Source organism: Ramlibacter sp. PS4R-6 (assembly GCF_037572775.1).
In the GTDB taxonomy this organism is placed as follows: domain Bacteria; phylum Pseudomonadota; class Gammaproteobacteria; order Burkholderiales; family Burkholderiaceae_C; genus Ramlibacter.
Genome location: NZ_JBBHKA010000001.1, coordinates 2,030,819 through 2,048,164, shown reverse-complemented (window position 1 = coordinate 2,048,164; position 17,346 = coordinate 2,030,819). Strand labels below are relative to the sequence as shown.

Sequence of the window (17,346 nt, the reverse complement as noted above, 5' to 3'; positions counted from 1 at the left end):
GTGTTCACCACCGCCTTCCTCGACGTCCCGCCGCTCGCGGGCGCAGCCGGCACCGTGGTGCTGCCCGGCTCCAAGAGCATTTCCAACCGCGTGCTGCTGCTGGCGGCCCTCTCCGGCGGCACCACGACGATCCACGACCTGCTCGATTCGGACGACACGCGGGTGATGCTGGATGCGCTGCGCGCGCTCGGCTGCGGCGTGCAGCACGCCGGGCGGTCGCTGCAGGTCACCGGCCTGGGCGGCCACGCACCGGCCGCGCACGCGCGCCTGTTCCTCGGGAACGCGGGCACCGCCATGCGGCCGCTGACGGCCGCCCTGGCGCTGATGGGCGGCGAGTTCGAGTTGAGCGGCGTCGCCCGCATGCACGAGCGGCCGATCGGCGACCTCGTCGATGCATTGCGCCAACTCGGCTGCCGCATCGACTACCTGGGCACCGAGGGCTACCCGCCCCTGCGCATCCATCCGTCGCAGCCGAAGGTCGACGCGCCGATCCGCGTGCGCGGCGACGTGTCGAGCCAGTTCCTCACCGCCCTGCTCCTCGCGCTGCCGCTGGTCGCGGCCCGGGACGTCGTCGTCGAAGTCGTCGGCGAACTGATTTCCAAGCCCTACGTCGAGATCACGCTGAACCTGCTGGAGCGCTTCGGCATCCGCGTGCGGCGCGAAGGGTGGCAGCGCTTCACGATCCCCGCGGGCAGCCGCTACACCTCACCCGGCGAGATCCACGTGGAAGCGGATGCGTCGTCCGCCAGCTACTTCGTCGCGCTGGGCGCGATCGCGGCGGCCGATGCGCCCGTGCGCATCGAAGGCGTGGGCGAGTCGTCGATCCAGGGCGACATCCGTTTCGTCGACGCCGCACGTGCCATGGGCGCCGCGATCACCAGCGGCCCCAACCACCTCGAGGTGCGCCGCGGCTCATGGCCGCTCAAGGCGATCGACCTCGATTGCAACCACATCCCCGACGCCGCGATGACGCTCGCGGTGATGGCGCTGTACACCGGCGGCACGACCACGCTGCGCAACATCGCCAGCTGGCGCGTGAAGGAAACCGACCGGCTCGCCGCCATGGCCAAGGAGCTGCGCAAGCTCGGCGCGCAGGTCGAGGAAGGCGCGGATTTCCTGAAGGTGACGCCGCCGCAGCGCTGGGCGCGCGCGAGCATCCACACCTACGACGACCACCGCATCGCGATGTGCTTCTCGCTCGCCGCGTTCAACCCGGGCGGCGTGCGCGTGCGCATCGAGGACCCGAAGTGCGTCGCCAAGACCTTCCCGGAGTACTTCGAAGCCTTCTTCTCGGTCACGCACGCGCCGGAAGCCGCCATCCCGGTGCTCTGCGTCGACGGCCCGACGGCATCGGGCAAGGGCACGCTCGCTTCGGAAGTCGCGCAACGGCTGGGCTACCACTACCTAGATTCCGGCGCCCTGTACCGGATCACGGCGTTCGCGGCGATCCGGGAAGGCATGGCCCTGGACACCGCCCACGAGGCCGCGATCGCCCAGCTGGCCGCCAAGCTGCCGGTGCGGTTCACCGGCGGGCGCGTTTACCTGCGGGAGCTGGACGTTACCGACGCGATCCGCACCGAAGAAGCCGGGATGAACGCGTCGAAGGTCTCCGCCCTGCCCTCCGTCCGCACGGCCCTGGTCGGCCTGCAGCACGGCTTCCGCCGGCTGCCCGGCCTGGTGGCGGACGGCCGCGACATGGGCACGGTGATCTTCCCGGACGCCCCCCTGAAGGTCTACCTGACCGCCAGCGCCGCCCAGCGCGCCGAGCGGCGGCATAAGCAATTGATTTCAAAGGGAATTCCGGCTACAATCGATGCTCTTCGCGCAGACCTCGAGGCGCGGGATGCGCGGGATTCCTCCCGCGCCGTCTCGCCCCTGAAGCCCGCGCAGGACGCCCTCCTCCTGGACAACTCCGGGCAATCGGTCGAAGAGTCGGTTGCGCAGGTTCTCCGGTGGTGGGAAGAAAAGCAGTAGGTCCCACGGTCCCTGTCAGCGCGCAACGCGCACCCGGCCTGTGGGGTTGTTCAACCCAACCGCGGCCAAAAGCCGCAAGCAACGCCGTCACCAGTCATAGAAACGCCGGGCAATGGTGCCTCGCGGAAACCTGCGTGAACGTGCAAGGAAATTCAATGTCCGAATCTTTTGCCCAACTGTTCGAAGAATCGCTGCAGCGCACCGACATGCGCCAGGGCGAGGTGATCACCGCCGAGGTCGTTCGCATCGAGCACAGCTTCGTCGTCGTCAACGCCGGCCTCAAGTCCGAAGCGTATGTTCCCGTCGACGAATTCAAGAACGACAAAGGCGAGGTCGAAGTCCAGGTGGGCGACTTCGTCTCCGTGGCCATCGACGCGATCGAGAACGGCTACGGCGACACGATCCTTTCCCGCGACAAGGCCAAGCGCCTCGCGTCGTGGATGGCCCTCGAGAAGGCCCTCGAGTCCGGCGAGTTCGTCACCGGCACCACCACCGGCAAGGTCAAGGGCGGCCTGACGGTGCTGGTCAACGGCATCCGCGCGTTCCTCCCCGGCTCGCTGATCGACACGCGTCCCATCAAGGACCTGACGCCGTACGAAGGCAAGACCATGGAGTTCAAGGTCATCAAGCTGGACCGCAAGCGCAACAACGTCGTGCTGTCGCGCCGTGCCGTGGTCGAGGCTTCGATGGGCGAAGAGCGCGCCAAGCTGATGGAAACCCTGAAGGAGGGCTCCATCGTCCGCGGCGTCGTCAAGAACATCACCGAGTACGGCGCGTTCGTCGACCTCGGCGGCATCGACGGCCTGCTGCACATCACCGACATGGCCTGGCGCCGTGTCCGCCACCCGAGCGAAGTGGTCCAGGCCGGCCAGGAAATCACGGCCAAGATCCTCAAGTTCGACACCGAGAAGAACCGCGTGTCCCTGGGCCTCAAGCAGATGGGCGATGACCCGTGGATGGGCGTTTCGCGCCGCTACCCCACCGGCACCCGCATGTTCGGCAAGGTCACGAACATCGCCGACTACGGCGCGTTCGTGGAACTCGAACCCGGCATCGAGGGCCTGGTGCACGTGTCCGAAATGGACTGGACCAACAAGAACGTCGCCCCCAGCAAGATCGTTTCGCTGGGTGACGAAGTCGAAGTGATGGTCCTGGAGATCGACGAAGAGAAGCGCCGCATCTCGCTGGGCATGAAGCAGTGCAAGGCCAACCCGTGGCAGGAGTTCGCGCAGAACACCAAGCGCGGCGACCGCGTGAAGGGCCCGATCAAGTCGATCACCGACTTCGGCATCTTCGTGGGCCTGGCCGCCGGCATCGACGGCCTGGTGCACCTGTCCGACCTGTCCTGGAACGAAGCCGGCGAAGCCGCCGTGCGCAACTTCAAGAAGGGCCAGGAAGTCGAAGCCATCGTCCTCGGCGTCGACGTCGAGCGCGAGCGCATCAGCCTGGGCATCAAGCAGCTGGACGGCGACCCGTTCGCCACCTTCACCTCGGTGCACGACAAGGGCGCCCTGGTGACGGGCAAGGTCAAGACGGTGGACCCGAAGGGCGCCGAGATCGACCTGGGCAACGACATCATGGGTTACCTGCGCGCCTCCGAGATCTCGCGTGACCGCGTGGAAGACGCGCGCAACGTGCTCAAGGAAGGCGACGAAGTGTCGGCCGTGGTCGTCAACATCGACCGCAAGACGCGCAACATCCAGCTGTCCATCAAGCAGAAGGACATGATGGACGAGCAAGGCGCGATGGCGCAGCTTTCCCAGCAGTCGGCGCGCGAGAACGCGGGCACGACGAACCTGGGCGCGCTGCTCAAGGCCAAGCTCGAAAAATAAAAAGGGCCCAACGAGGGTCGCCCATGGCGACCCTCGTCCTTCTGTATGACTCGGTCCGATCTCGTTGAAGAACTCGCGTCCCGGTTCAGCCAGCTGACCCACCGCGACGCGGAATATGCCGTCAAGACGATCCTCGACGCCATGAGCGACGCGCTCGTGCGCGGGCATCGCATCGAGATCCGCGGCTTCGGCAGCTTCTCGATCAACCGGCGCCCCCCGCGCATGGGCCGCAACCCGCGCTCGGGCGAGAGCGTCCACATCCCCGAAAAGCGCGTGCCGCACTTCAAGCCGGGCAAGGCCCTGCGCGAGGCGGTGGACAAGCGCACGGCCGAAATGAAGGACGAGGCCTGAAGGCTCCGACCGTAGAATCGGCGGCACCGGGGGCCCGATGAAATACCTGATGTGGCTGCTCAAGGCAGCCATTTTTTTTACCCTGTTCGCCTTCGCGCTGAACAACCAGCAAGCCACCGCGCTGCACTTCTTCTTCGGCTACGAGTGGCGCGCGCCGCTCGTGCTGGTGGTGCTGGCGGCCTTCGCGGCCGGGTTGGCGGTGGGTGCGCTGGGCATGGTGCCGCGCTGGCTGCGGCACCGCGCGGCTGCGCGCCGTGCGCAGGAGCGGGCGGCAGCGGCCGGCATGACGACGATGCCGCCGCCCAACACGGGACACCATGGACTTTGACCTGAGCTGGCTGCTGTGGGGCCTGCCCCTGGCGTTCGTGCTGGGCTGGGTCGCCTCGCGCCTGGACCTGCGCCAGATGCGCGTGGAAAACCGCCAGGCGCCCAAGGCCTACTTCAAGGGCCTGAATTTCCTGCTGAACGAGCAGCAGGACCAGGCCATCGACGCCTTCATCGAAGCGGTGCAGAAGGACCCCGACACCTCCGAGCTGCATTTCGCGCTGGGCAACCTGTTCCGCCGCCGCGGCGAGTACGAGCGGGCGGTGCGCGTGCACGAGCACCTGCTCTCGCGCGGCGACCTGAGCAAGGAGGAGCGCCACCGCGCGCAGCACGCGCTGGCGCTGGACTTCCTGAAGGCCGGCTTGCTCGATCGCGCGGAGGACGCGCTGCGCAAGCTCGAAGGCACCGCCTACGAGAGCCAGGCGCTATTGGCACTGCTCGCGATCTACGAGCGTTCGCGCGACTGGCCCCATGCCGCGGAAGTCGCGCGCAAGCTCGATGCATCCGGGCAAGGCAACTTCGGCGGGCGCGTCGCGCACTACCTGTGCGAGGAAGCCGCGGCCAAGCCGCCGCAGGAGGCCGAGCAGCTGCTGCGCGAGGCGATGACGGTCGCGCCGGAGGCCGCGCGTCCCGGCATCGAGATCGCGGCGCTGCAGCGCAAGGCCGGCGACGAACGCGCCGCTTATGAAACGCTCTCGCGCCTGGCCGAGACGGCGCCCTCTTCCGTGCCGCTGATGGCGCGCCCCTACGCCGAGGCGGCGATCGCGACGAACCAGCGCGCCCGGGCGCTCGAGGTGCTCGAGCACGCCTACGAGCGCGCGCATTCGCTGGACGTGCTCGAAGCCATCGTTTCGCTTCAGGCGGACGCGGACAAGGCCGCTGCGTGGTACCTGAAGCACTTGCAGCGCGAACCATCGCTGGTCGCCGCGTCGAAGTGGCTCGCCAACGAGAAGCTCGAACACCAGCAGTACCACTCGCTGGTGCAGGGCGCGCTGGACCATGCCGCGCGCCCGCTCATGCGCTACCGCTGCGCGGCCTGCGGCTTCGAGGCCAAGCAGCATTTCTGGCAATGCCCGGGCTGCCAGGCCTGGGACAGCTACCCCGCGCGCCGCGTGGAGGAACTATGAACAAGCAACAACTCGCCAGGGCGCGCGTGCTGGTCGTCGGCGACCCGATGCTGGACCGCTACTGGCACGGCGCGGTCGACCGCATCTCGCCCGAGGCGCCCGTGCCGGTCGTCAAGGTCAACCGCGAGGAAGAGCGCATCGGCGCCGCGGCCAACGTGGCCTACAACATCGCCACGCTCGGCGCGAAGGCCGCGTTCCTCGGCGTCGTCGGCGACGACGAACCGGGCCGCCGCCTCGAAGCGCTGCTCAAGGAAACCGGCATCGCCGCGCACCTGAAGCGCGACCCGCGCCTGAAGACCACGGTGAAGCTGCGCGTGATCGGCCGCCACCAGCAGCTGCTGCGCATGGATTTCGAGAACGAGCCCGACCACGAGGCGCTGGCCTCGCAGAACGAGGCGTTTGCGCAGCTGGCGCCGCAGCACGACGCCGTGCTCTTCTCCGACTACGGCAAGGGCGGGCTCGCGCACATCCCGAAGATGATCCAGCTGGCGCGCGCGGCGAAGAAGCCGGTGCTGATCGACCCCAAGGGCTCGGACTACGAGCGCTATGCGGGCGCGACGGTCATCACGCCCAACCGCGCCGAGCTGCAGCAGGTGATGGGCAGCTGGAAGGACGATGCGCAGTTGCGCGAGAAGGCGCAGAAGCTGCGCGAGGCGCTGCGCCTGGATGCGATCCTGGTCACGCTGGGCGAGGACGGCATGACGCTCTTCGATGCGCAGGGTGAGACGCACGTCGCGGCGCAGGCGCGCGAAGTGTTCGACGTGACGGGCGCCGGCGACACCGTCATCGCCACGCTGGCGGCGCTGGTGGCCGCGGGCATGTCGCTGCGCGACGCCATGCCGCTCGCCAACAAGGCCGGCGGCATCGTGGTGGGCAAGTTCGGCACCGCCACCGTTTCGTACGAGGAGCTGTTCGAATGACGCGCTACGTGGTCACCGGGGCCGCCGGGTTCATCGGCAGCAACATCGTCAAGGGCCTCAATGCCCGCGGCATCGACGACATCATCGCCGTCGACGACCTGGCGCACGGCGACAAGTTCCGCAACCTCGCCGACCTGAAGATCGCCGACTACGTCGACGCCGACCTGTTCTACGACGCCTTCGCCGAAGGCCATTTCGGCAAGGTCGAAGCCGTGTTCCACGAAGGCGCGTGCAGCGACACGATGGAGCAGGACGGCAAGTACATGATGGACAACAACTACACGTTGTCCTGCGGCCTCTTCGCCGCCTGCAAGGAGCGTGGTTCGCGCCTGTTGTACGCGTCTTCCGCCGCCACGTACGGCGGGTCCGAGACCTTCCGCGAGACGCCGCAGTTCGAGCACCCGCTCAACGTCTACGGCTACTCCAAGCTGCTGTTCGACCAGCGCATGCGGCGCGAGCTCGGCGAGGACTTCTCGGGCGCGGCCAAGGGCAAGGGCAAGCAGGTCGTCGGCTTCCGCTACTTCAACGTGTACGGCCCGCGCGAGCAGCACAAGGGCCGCATGGCCAGCGTCGCCTTCCACCAGTACAACCAGTTCAAGGCGGACGGCAAGGTCAAGCTGTTCGGCGAGTACGGCGGCTACGGTCCCGGCGAGCAGAAGCGCGACTTCGTTTTCGTCGACGACGTGGTCGCCGTGAACCTGTGGTTCCTGGACAACCCGGGCAAGTCGGGGCTGTTCAACCTGGGCACGGGCCGCGCGCAGCCCTTCAACGACGTCGCGGTCGGCGTGGTGAACGCGCTCGGCAAGCCCGGCGCACCGCTCGATGCGAAGGCCGCTGCCGCCAAGGGCCTCATCGAGTACATCCCCTTCCCGGACGCCCTGCGCGGCAAGTACCAGTGCTACACGCAGGCCGACCTGGCGAAGCTGCGCGCGGCCGGCTGCGACCACCGGTTCGCCACCGTGCAGGAAGGCGTCGCCAGCTACATGGCCACCCTCGGGGGCTGACCCGGTCAACCGGCCCGCGGCGGCCGCCGTTGAGCGGGTGCAACCACCACCCGCAAAGGAGACCCGCATGCTCAAGAAGATCCTGGCCGTCCTGCTGATGCTGTACACGGCCCTGGCCATGGCCGCCGTCGACGTGAACAAGGCGAACGAGAAGGAACTCGATGCCGTCAAGGGCATCGGCCCCGTCACCAGCAAGCTCATCCTCACCGAGCGCAAGAAGGGCGAGTTCAAGAGCTGGCAGGACTTCATCGACCGCGTGAAGGGCGTGGGCGACGCGCGCGCCGCCAAGCTCTCCGCCGAAGGCCTCACGGTCAATGGCGAGGCCTACAAGGCCATGACGGCCAAGAAGGACGCCAAGGAGGAAAAGAAGGACGCCAAGAAGGACACCAAGGCGGCCGCCAAGGACGAGAAGAAGGAAACCCGCGCCGCCGAGAGCAAGGCCACGGCGAAGGACGAGAAGAAGGACGCCAAGAAGGACACGAAGACCGCCGACGCCGGCAAGCCCGCCGCGAGCGGCGCGAAGGCTGCGGCCAGCGCAAAGAAGTGACGTAGCGACAGCGATGTCATCCCGGCGCAGGCCGGGATCCGAGGGCCCGCGATAGCGGGCCTTCTTGTTTACGCCAGCGAGATCAGGTCGGTCATCCCTACGTCGATGCCGGCCTGCGACAGCAAGGTGGTGGCCTGCCCGCGGTGGTGGGTCTGGTGGTTGAAGAAGTGCGTGAGCCCCTTCCAAGCCGGGTGGTCGCGCTTCACGCCCTTGGTGTTGGCGTAGCGCATGGGCGCCAGCAGGAACGCCGGCGGCATGTCGCGCACCCACACCTCGATCGCCGCGTCGAGGGCCACCCGCGCCGCGCGCAGTTCATTCCAGTTCTCGTAGAGCACCGTCGCGTGCACCGCATCTTCCGGCACCCGCAACAGGTCCTCCGTGAGCGCCGGAAACCCGAACCCCTGCGTCGCGAACCTTTTCAGCCACAGGCGGTCGGCCCACACGATGTGGTTCAAGGTGCCGTGGATGGAGCCGAAGAACGCGCCGTGGTCGTGCCGCCGCTCGGCGTCGCCCACGCGCTCGCACGCGTCGTACAGCCGCTCGTTGAACCAGCGGTTGTACTCGGCGAGGTAGCGGTAGTTGGCAAGGAAAGCGTCGGCGCTGGCATCCATGCGCCGGATTTTGCCGCCTATCCGTACCCGCCGCCGCCGGGCGTGTGGATTTCGAAGATGTCGCCCGGCCCCATCTCGGCCGAGGCGATGTGGTCCAGCTCCTCCACCTTCCCGTCCACCCGCACGACGCGGTTCACGCCAACCTGCCCGGGCTGGCCGCCGGCCATGCCGAAGGCGCCGTGCTTGCGGCCGTTCGACAGGATGCTCGCCGTCATCGGCTCGAGGAAGCGCACGCGCCGCACGCCGCCGTTGCCGCCCTTGAACTTGCCTGCGCCGCCCGAACCGTCGCGGATCGCGTAGCTCTCCAGCCGCACCGGGAAGCGGAACTCCAGCACCTCCGGGTCCGTCAGGCGCGAGTTGGTCATGTGCGTCTGCACGACGCTCGTGCCGTCGAAGCCCTCGCCCGCGCCGCTGCCGCCCGAGATCGTCTCGTAGTACTGGTGGCGCGCGTTGCCGAAGGTGAAGTTGTTCATCGTGCACTGGCTCGACGCCATCACGCCCAGTGCGCCGTACAGCGCGTTGGTGATGCACGTCGAGGTCTCGACGTTGCCCGCCACCACCGAAGCCGGCGGGTCGGGGTTGAGCATCGAGTGCGACGGGATGACGACCTTCAGCGGCTTCAGGCACCCGGCGTTCAGCGGGATCTCGTCGTCCACCAGCGTGCGGAAGACGTACAGCACCGCCGCCATGCACACCGCCGTCGGCGCATTGAAGTTGTTGACCTGCTGGGGCGACGTGCCGGTGAAGTCGATCTCGGCGCTGCGGTCCTGGGCGTTGACGCGAATCGCCACCTGGATCTGTGCGCCGTTGTCCAGCGGCAAGGTGAACTTGCCATCCTTCAGTTTCGTGATCACGCGCCGCACGGACTCCTCGGCGTTGTCCTGCACGTGCTTCATGTAGGCCTGCACGACATCGAGCCCGAACTGCTCGACCATCTTGCGCAGCTCCTGCACGCCCTTCTCGTTGGCGGCGATCTGCGCCTTCAGGTCCGCCATGTTCTGCTCGGGGTTGCGGCTGGGGAATTCGCCGCTCTTGAGCAGCTGGACCATTTCGGCCTCGCGCAACACGCCGCGGTCCACGAGCTTGACGTTGTTGATCTGCACGCCCTCCTCCTCGACGCGTGTCGAGAAGGGTGGCATCGAACCCGGCGTGCTGCCGCCGATGTCGGCGTGGTGGCCGCGCGAGCCCACATAGAACAACGGCTTGTCGGACGCGCTCGTGCCGAGGTAGACGGGCGTGATCACCGTGACGTCCGGCAGGTGCGTGCCGCCGTGGTAAGGGTCGTTCAGCACGTACACGTCACCGGGCGACATGCGGCCGGCGTTCTCGCGAATCACCGTCTTGATCGACTCGCCCATCGAGCCCAGGTGCACCGGCATGTGCGGCGCGTTGGCGATGAGGTTGCCCTCCGCGTCGAACAGCGCGCAGGAAAAATCGAGCCGCTCCTTGATGTTCACCGAGTACGCCGTGTTCTGCAGCTGCAGCCCCATCTGCTCGGCGATGTTCATGAAGAGGTTGTTGAAGACCTCCAGCAGCACGGGGTCGACTCGCGTCCCCGCGGCGAAGCGCTGCGTGCGCGGCACGCGCCGCTCCAGCACGATGTGGTCCAGCGCCGTCAGCTGCGCCTCCCAGCCGGGCTCCACCACGGTGGTCGCGTTCTTCTCCGCGATGATGGCGGGCCCCGCCATGATGTCGCCCGCGCGCAGGTCCTCGCGCACGATGAGCGCGGCCTCGTGCCACTGCCCGCCCGAGTACATGCGCACCGTCTCGCGCCGCGGCGCCTCGCGCATCGGGTGCATGTCGTTGCGCGGCTCGGCCGGCGCGTCCCCCGCGACCACGGCTTCCACCGACACGGCCTCGACCATCATCCCCTTGCCCTGCATCAGGAAGGCGAAGCGCTGGCGGTAGGCGGTCTCGAAGCCCGCGATGATCGTCTGCAGGTCGCCGAAGGGCACGACCAGCGCCGAGTCGCTGCCTTCGTAGCGCACGTGCACGCGGTGGTGCACGGTTACCTGGCCGGAATTGGCCTGCTGCTGTTCCAGCTCCGCCTGCGCCGCGGCGCCCAGCGTGTCCAGTTTTTCGGCCACCAGCGGCAGGTTGGATTGCGTGAGCGGCAGCTCGATCGACAGCTCGCGGATCACGTTCTGGTCGGCCAGGCCCATGCCGTAGGCGGAGAGCACGCCTGCCAGCGGGTGCACGAACACGCGGCTCATGCCCAGCGCGTCCGCCACCAGGCACGCATGCTGCCCGCCCGCGCCGCCGAAGCACTGCAGCGTGTAGCGCGTGACGTCGTAGCCGCGCGCCACCGAAATCTTCTTGATGGCGTTGGCCATCTGCTGCACGGCGATGTTGATGAAGCCCTCGGCCACCACTTCCGCGCTGCGGCCGGTCTTGCCGGCGAGCTCGTTGAACTTGGCCTGCACGGCCTCGAAGCTGAGCGCCTCGTTGGCTTTGGGCCCGAACACCTTCGGGAAGTAGCGCGGCTGGATCTTGCCGACCATCACGTTCGCGTCCGTCACCGCGAGCGGCCCGCCGCGGCGATAGCTGGCCGGGCCCGGGTTCGCGCCCGCGCTCTGCGGCCCCACGCGGAAGCGGGACCCATCGAACTCCAGGATCGAACCGCCGCCGGCCGCCACGGTGTGGATGCTCATCATCGGCGCGCGCATGCGCACGCCGGCCACCTGCGTCTCGAACTCCCGCTCGAACTCGCCCGCGAAATGCGACACGTCGGTGGACGTGCCACCCATGTCGAAGCCGATCACCTTGTGGTGGCCGCCCAGTTGCGCCGTCCGCGCCATGCCGACGATGCCACCCGCGGGCCCCGACAGGATCGCGTCCTTGCCCTGGAACTTGTGCGCGTCCGTCAGGCCGCCCGAGGACTGCATGAAGAACAGCTTCACGCCGGGCATCTCGCTGGCCACCTGGTCGACGTAGCGGCGCAGGATCGGCGACAGGTACGCATCCACCACCGTCGTGTCGCCGCGGCTGACGAACTTCATCATCGGGCTGGTTTCGTGCGAGGTGCTCACCTGCGTGAAGCCCGCCTCGCGCGCCAGCCGCGCCGCCGCCTTCTCGTGGTCCGTGAAGCGGTAGCCGTGCATGAAGACGACGGCGACGCTGCGCACGCCGGCCTTGTGCGCCTTCTTCAGCTCATCGCGCAGGTGGGCCTCGTCCAGCTTCTGCAGCATCTCGCCTTGCGCACCCACGCGCTCCCTCGCCTCGATCACCGACGAATACAGCAGCTCCGGCAACACGATGTTGCGGTCGAACAGGCGCGGGCGGTTCTGGTAGGCGATGCGCAGCGCGTCGCGAAAGCCGCGCGTGGTGACCAGCAGCGTCGCCTCACCCTTGCGCTCCAGCAGCGCGTTGGTGGCCACCGTCGTGCCCATCTTCACCGACTCGACCAGCCTGGGCGTGACGGGCTCGCCCGCCTTCAGGCCCAGGAGGTGCCGGATCCCGGCCACCGCGGCGTCGCGGTACTGCTCCGGGTTCTCCGACAGGAGCTTGTGCGTCACGAGCGAGCCGTCGGGGCGCTTGGCCACGATGTCCGTGAACGTGCCGCCCCGGTCGATCCAGAACTGCCAGCGGGATGGGGTTGTCGTCGTCGTCATTGGGTGTAATACGGGACGAAAATCCGATTGGCCTCGTTCCCGACAGATCGTATCCATTCCCGGGAGAACTTTTCACCCAGGCGCTTGATTTCGGCGTCGAATTCACGGCTGACCCGCTCGACCTTGACGCCATGGGCGCGCAGCTCGTTGGTGGAATCCACCATCACGGCCTGGCTGCGGGCCCAGCCGCGCGTTTCCGCGTCCGATGCCGCCTTCAGCACGGCCTTCTGCTGCGCCGGCGGCAGCGCGGCGAACGCCCGGGCGTTCACGAACACGATGTTCTTGGGAAACCAGGCGTTGATCTCGTAGTAGTACTTGATCGGCCCCCACACCTTGTTCTCCACGCCCGTCACGGCCGACGTGATCATGTTGTCCATGCGGCCTTCGCCCAGCGCCTTGTTCACGTCGACCATCGCGACGTCGACCGGCGTGGCCTTCATGTACTCGGCGATGCGGATCGTCGTCTGGTTGTAGGTGCGCATCTTCGTGCCGCTGAAGTCCGATGCGTTGTTGATCGGCTTGTTGCTGTGCAGGCCCTGCGGCGGCCAAGGCACGGCGTAGAGCACCTTCACCCCGCGCGCCTCGAAGTGCTTCTCGATCATGGGCCGCTGCAGCTGCCACATGCGCTGGGCGTCGGCGTAGCTCGCCGTCACGAACGGGATCGAGTCCGCGCCCGCGATCGGGATGTCCTTGACCAGGCTGCTCATGATGGTCTCGCCGGCCTCGGCCTTGCCCGCCGACACGGCGCCGAAGATCTCGCCCAGCTTGAACAGCGAGTTGTTGGGGTGCACCTCGATCTTCAATTGCCCCTTGGTGGCGGCATCCACGTCGCGCGCGAACTGCACGAGGTTCTCGGTGTGGAACGACTCGGCACGGTAGCCCGTCGCGAGCTTCCAGGTGGCGCTCTGCGGATTTTGGGCGTGAGCCGCCCCGGCCGCGGCGAGCGCGGCGAACAACAAGGCCTTCATGTGGGTCTCCCGGGACGTTTATCCCTTGACGTCTGTCACGAACATCTTGCCGGGCGCATGGGTGATGCACAGCGGCAAGCGGCTTTTCTGGGCCACCCACTGCGGCGTGACGCCACAGGCCCAGAAAATGGGGACTTCGTCGTCTTCGACGCGCACGGCATCGCCGTAGTCCGGGTGCGCCAGGTCGGCGATGCCGATCGCGCCCGGGTTGCCGATATGGACGGGCGCCCCGTGGGCCACGTCGAACCGGCCGGAAATCTCCACCACCTTCGCCACGTCGCGGCTCTTGATCGGCCGCATGCTCACGACCATCTCGCCGTGAAAGGGCCCCGCGCTCTCGCAGGCGATGTTGGTGCGGTACATGGCCACGTTGCAGCCCTGCTCCACGTGGCGCAGCGGCACGCCGGCCTGCACCACCGCGTCCTCGAACGAGAAGCTGCAGCCGATGAGGAAGCTCACGAAGTCGCCCTGCCACAGGTCGCCCACGTCGTCGCGCTCGTCGGCCAGCTCGCCATTGCGGTAGATGCGGTAGCCTGGCACGTCGGTGGCGATGTCCGCGCCGCGCGCGCACCTGGGCTCGCGCGCGCCGGGGCTCATCACCTCGATCAGCGGGCAGGGCTTGGGGTTGCGCTGGCAGAACAGCAGGAAGTCGAAGGCGTGCGCTTGCGGCACGATCATCAGGTTGGCCTGCAGGAAGCCGGGCGCATGGCCGGAGGTCGGCTCGTTGAAGCGGCCGGCGCGCGCGGCGAGGCGCAATTCACGGGGACTGGCGTAATTCGATGTCATGTTCTTCGGTTCACAGGCCCAGGTAGGCCTTGCGGATGCGTTCGTCGGCCAGGAGCTCGGCTCCCTTGCCTTCCATCACGATGCGGCCCGTCTGGATGACGTAGCCGTAGTGCGCGATGGCCAGCGCCTTCTTCAGGTTCTGTTCGACCAGCAGGACGGAGACGCCGGTGGCGTTGACCTGCTGGATCACGTCGAGGATGCGGGCGACGAACTTGGGCGCGATGCCCCACGAAGGCTCGTCGAGCATCAGCAGCTTCGGGCGCGCCATCAAGCCACGGGCGATCGCCAGCATCTGCTGCTCGCCGCCGCTCATGGTGCCCGCGAGCTGCGCCTCGCGCTCCTTCAGGATGGGGAACAGCGCGAACATCTCCTCGACGCCCTGCTCCAGTTCCGCGCGCTGGCGCGTGTACGCACCGAGTTCGAGGTTGCGCTTGACGGTCAGGCGCGGGAACAGGCGCCGCCCTTCCGGCACCAGCGACAGGCCGCGCGGCACGCGCTCGTGCGCCGGCAGCGAACCGATGGACTCGCCGCGGAAGGTGATGGTGCCGCCGTCGGGCGGGTTCAGGCCGGCGACCGCGCGCAGCGTCGTCGACTTTCCGTTGCCGTTGCCGCCGACCAGCGCGACGATGCTGCCCTCGGGCACGGTGAGCGTCACGTCCGAGACCGCCGGCACGCGGTCGTAGCTCACCTGGAGGTGGTTGACCTGCAGCATCACGCGTCTCCCAGGTAGGCATGGATCACCGCGTCGTTGCGCGAGACTTCCTGCGGCGTGCCTTCGGCGATCTTGCTGCCGCGGTCCAGCACCACGATCTTGTCGGCGATGGGCATGATGCCCTCGAGCACGTGCTCCACGACCAGGCAGGAGATGCCCATCTCGCGGATCTTCAGCACCACCTCGACGGCCTCGTTCACTTCCGACGGGTTCAGGCCCGCCATCACTTCGTCCATCAGCACGATGCGCGGGTTGATCGCCAGCGCCCGCGCCACGGCCAGGCGCCGCTGCTCGCTGATGGTCATGCTGCCGGCCGGCTTGTCGGCATGGCGTTCCAGGCCGACGAAGGCGAGCCACTTCAGCGCCTCGCTGCGGGCGGCGGGGATGCGGCGGTGTGACAGCAATGCGGCGGTCATGACGTTCTCGCAAGCCGTCATGCTGGTGAAGGTGCGCGCGATCTGGAAGGTGCGGCCGACGCCGGCGCGCGCGCACCACTCGGGCGGGCGGCCGCCGATGTCGCGGCAGCCGAGCGTGATCGACCCGCTGCTGGGCGCGAAGTAGCCGGCGATGCAGTTGAACAGCGTCGTCTTGCCCGCGCCGTTCGGCCCGATCAGGCCGACGATCTGGCCCTTGTCCACCGTGAAGCTCACGTCCTCGTTGGCCACCAGGCCGCCGAACTTCTTCGTGACGTTCTTGACGTCGAGGAGCTTCATGCGGCCACCTCCTTGCTGGCGGGCGCCTGCGCGACCGGCTCGGCCACCTTCGGCTTGCCCCACGACAGCGAACGCCACCAGCCCACCAGCCCCGTCGGGTAGAACACCGCCACGCCGATGATCAGCGACGCGTAGATGATGATGTCGGTGCCGCGGCCCGTGCCGCCGAACAGGATGCGCGTGAACTCCTCGATCGACGTCAGCACGAGCGACCCCACGACCGGGCCGAACAGCGTGCCCACGCCGCCCAGGATGGAGACCAGCGCCATCTTGATCGACAGGCCCGTCGCCAGCACGGAGTTCGGGTCGATGTACAGCTCCTTCTGCGCGTAGAGGCTGCCGCCCAGCGCGGTGAGGAAGGCGCTCACCGACAACGCCACCTGCTTGTAGCGCGCGATGTTCACGCCGATGCTGCGCGCCGCGTCCGGCTCGTCCTTGATGGCACGGAAGTAATAGCCCAGCCAGCTGCGCTCGATCCATGCGTTCACGCACAGCGTGATCACGAGCAGCCCCAGCGCGAGCCAGTAGTACGGCAGCTTCGTCGCGAAGTTCATCCAGGCCCAGCCGGTCTTCTGCATCGGCACGTACAGGCCCACCGCCGCGCCGCCGTATTCCCATTCGGTGAAGACGATCTGCACCAGTTCCGCGACGGCGATGGTGGCCATCGCGAAGTAGTGGCCCTTGAGGCGGAAGCACGACCAGCCGAAGGCCAGGCTCACGGCGACGGCGACCGCGCCGCCGGCGAAGATGCCGATCCACGGGTTGACGCCGAACTTCACGAGCAACAGCGTCGAGGTGTACGCACCCAGGCCGAAGAACGCGGCGTGGCCCAGCGAGACCTGGCCGGCGTAGCCGCCGACGATGTTCCACGCCACGCCCAGCTGCGCGGCCATCAGCACGAGGATCGCGAGGTTGAGGTGCGAGGCATCGACGAACGCCGGGACGGCGAGCGCGGCCGCGAAGAAAAGCGTCGGGAGGATGAAGCGCTTCATGCTTTCCCCAGCAGGCCTTGCGGCCGGAACATCAGCACACCGAGGAACAGCAGCAGCACCACGGCCATCTTGTACTGCGGGCCCACGAGCAGCCCGCCCATCACTTCGATCACGCCGACCAGGATGCCGGCGATGAAGGCACCGGTCACACTGCCAAAGCCACCGAGGTTGACGACCACGAACGCGAGCAGGATGAACGTGGCACCCACGTCCGGGAAGATCGGGAAGAAGGTCGCCAGCAAGCCGCCCGCGGCGCCCGCGCAACCGGCGGCGATGCCCCAGGCCAGCGCGAACATCTTGTGCGAGTCGATGCCCATGAGGCGCGCCGCGTCCTTGTCCGATGCGGTGGCTTCGAGCGCGGCACCCAGCCGTGTGTGGTTCAGGAAGTACCAGATGACACCCGTCACCAGCACCGCACCCAGCCCCGCGACCAGTTGCGGCTCGCCCAGCTGCAGGCCCAGGAAGTTCACGCTGCCGGAGACCGATGAATTCGGGATCGTGCGGTAGTCGGGCTTCCACAGGAACTGCGCCACGCCGCGCAGCAGGTACATGATCCCGAAGGTCGTGAAGATCTGCGACAGCATCGGCGCATTGGTGATGCGCGAGATCACGGCCTTGTACAGGATCACCCCGAACGCGAAGAGCATCAGCACCGTGAGCGGCAGCGTCAGCATCGGGTCCAGCGAGTACAGCGCGAAGAGCCAGAACGCCGAGTACATGCCGAGCATCAGGAACTCGCCGTGCGCGAAGTTCACGATGTCCATCACCCCGAAGATCATGGTGAGGCCGATCGCGACGAGTGCGTAGATCAGCCCGATCAGCACGCCCGAGGCGAGGGTTTGCAGGAGGATGTCGGCGTTCATGCTGGACTGCC

At 67.7% G+C, this 17,346-nt stretch carries 16 protein-coding genes; 8 read left to right on the top strand and 8 right to left on the bottom strand.

Features of this window, described 5'->3' with window-relative positions; translation table 11 throughout:
* The 8 genes from WG903_RS10105 to WG903_RS10070 all read left to right on the top strand — a co-directional run bounded on the left by WG903_RS10105 (position 1) and on the right by WG903_RS10070 (position 8,079).
* The gene (locus WG903_RS10105; RefSeq protein WP_340074867.1) at positions 1-1,974 is read left to right on the top strand and encodes a bifunctional 3-phosphoshikimate 1-carboxyvinyltransferase/cytidylate kinase; all 1,974 of its coding nucleotides are present in this window, start codon (positions 1-3) and stop codon (positions 1,972-1,974) included.
* Positions 1,975-2,129: 155 nt separating this feature from the next.
* On the top strand, positions 2,130-3,806 hold the full coding sequence (gene rpsA, locus WG903_RS10100) for a 30S ribosomal protein S1 (protein ID WP_340074865.1): 1,677 nt from the start codon (positions 2,130-2,132) through the stop codon (positions 3,804-3,806).
* 45 nt (positions 3,807-3,851) lie between these two features.
* Entirely contained in the window at positions 3,852-4,157 is a 306-nt protein-coding gene (locus WG903_RS10095; protein WP_340074863.1) for an integration host factor subunit beta, read from the top strand.
* Between the two features lie 37 nt (positions 4,158-4,194).
* Positions 4,195-4,485 (top strand): LapA family protein, encoded by a 291-nt coding sequence (locus tag WG903_RS10090; RefSeq protein WP_340074861.1) that lies wholly within the window; start codon positions 4,195-4,197, stop codon positions 4,483-4,485.
* Positions 4,475-5,608 carry a lipopolysaccharide assembly protein LapB gene (lapB, locus tag WG903_RS10085; RefSeq protein WP_340074859.1) on the top strand — a complete coding sequence of 378 codons (1,134 nt, stop codon included), beginning with the start codon at positions 4,475-4,477 and terminating at the stop codon, positions 5,606-5,608. Before WG903_RS10090 ends, lapB begins: the two co-directional genes overlap by 11 nt.
* Positions 5,605-6,528, top strand: a complete 924-nt coding sequence (rfaE1, locus tag WG903_RS10080; protein WP_340074857.1) for a D-glycero-beta-D-manno-heptose-7-phosphate kinase — start codon at positions 5,605-5,607, stop codon at positions 6,526-6,528. The genes lapB and rfaE1 overlap by 4 nt, the downstream gene beginning before the upstream one ends.
* Positions 6,525-7,532 (top strand): ADP-glyceromanno-heptose 6-epimerase, encoded by a 1,008-nt coding sequence (gene rfaD, locus WG903_RS10075; protein WP_340074855.1) that lies wholly within the window; start codon positions 6,525-6,527, stop codon positions 7,530-7,532. The genes rfaE1 and rfaD overlap by 4 nt, the downstream gene beginning before the upstream one ends.
* A gap of 67 nt (positions 7,533-7,599) precedes the next feature.
* The gene (locus tag WG903_RS10070) at positions 7,600-8,079 is read left to right on the top strand and encodes a ComEA family DNA-binding protein (protein ID WP_340074853.1); all 480 of its coding nucleotides are present in this window, start codon (positions 7,600-7,602) and stop codon (positions 8,077-8,079) included.
* A gap of 68 nt (positions 8,080-8,147) precedes the next feature.
* Here WG903_RS10070 and WG903_RS10065 read toward each other — a convergent pair whose 3' ends face one another.
* From WG903_RS10065 to WG903_RS10030, 8 genes are read right to left on the bottom strand one after another with little or no spacing between them, the layout of a single operon-like run.
* Entirely contained in the window at positions 8,148-8,690 is a 543-nt protein-coding gene (locus tag WG903_RS10065) for a DinB family protein (RefSeq protein ID WP_340074851.1), read from the bottom strand.
* Between the two features lie 17 nt (positions 8,691-8,707).
* Positions 8,708-12,301 (bottom strand): hydantoinase B/oxoprolinase family protein, encoded by a 3,594-nt coding sequence (locus WG903_RS10060; protein ID WP_340074849.1) that lies wholly within the window; start codon positions 12,299-12,301, stop codon positions 8,708-8,710.
* Positions 12,298-13,269, bottom strand: a complete 972-nt coding sequence (locus WG903_RS10055) for a TRAP transporter substrate-binding protein (RefSeq protein WP_340074847.1) — start codon at positions 13,267-13,269, stop codon at positions 12,298-12,300. The genes WG903_RS10060 and WG903_RS10055 overlap by 4 nt, the downstream gene beginning before the upstream one ends.
* Before the next feature lie 18 nt (positions 13,270-13,287).
* Positions 13,288-14,055, bottom strand: a complete 768-nt coding sequence (locus WG903_RS10050; RefSeq protein ID WP_340074845.1) for a putative hydro-lyase — start codon at positions 14,053-14,055, stop codon at positions 13,288-13,290.
* 10 nt (positions 14,056-14,065) lie between these two features.
* Positions 14,066-14,767 carry an ABC transporter ATP-binding protein gene (locus WG903_RS10045; RefSeq protein WP_340074843.1) on the bottom strand — a complete coding sequence of 234 codons (702 nt, stop codon included), beginning with the start codon at positions 14,765-14,767 and terminating at the stop codon, positions 14,066-14,068.
* Positions 14,767-15,480, bottom strand: coding sequence for an ABC transporter ATP-binding protein (locus tag WG903_RS10040; protein ID WP_340074841.1), 714 nt, complete (start codon positions 15,478-15,480; stop codon positions 14,767-14,769). The genes WG903_RS10045 and WG903_RS10040 overlap by 1 nt, the downstream gene beginning before the upstream one ends.
* Positions 15,477-16,472 (bottom strand): branched-chain amino acid ABC transporter permease, encoded by a 996-nt coding sequence (locus WG903_RS10035; protein ID WP_340074839.1) that lies wholly within the window; start codon positions 16,470-16,472, stop codon positions 15,477-15,479. The genes WG903_RS10040 and WG903_RS10035 overlap by 4 nt, the downstream gene beginning before the upstream one ends.
* Complete coding sequence (locus WG903_RS10030; RefSeq protein ID WP_340074837.1) at positions 16,469-17,335, bottom strand: branched-chain amino acid ABC transporter permease; 867 nt, start codon at positions 17,333-17,335, stop codon at positions 16,469-16,471. The genes WG903_RS10035 and WG903_RS10030 overlap by 4 nt, the downstream gene beginning before the upstream one ends.
* Positions 17,336-17,346: the final 11 nt, after the last annotated feature.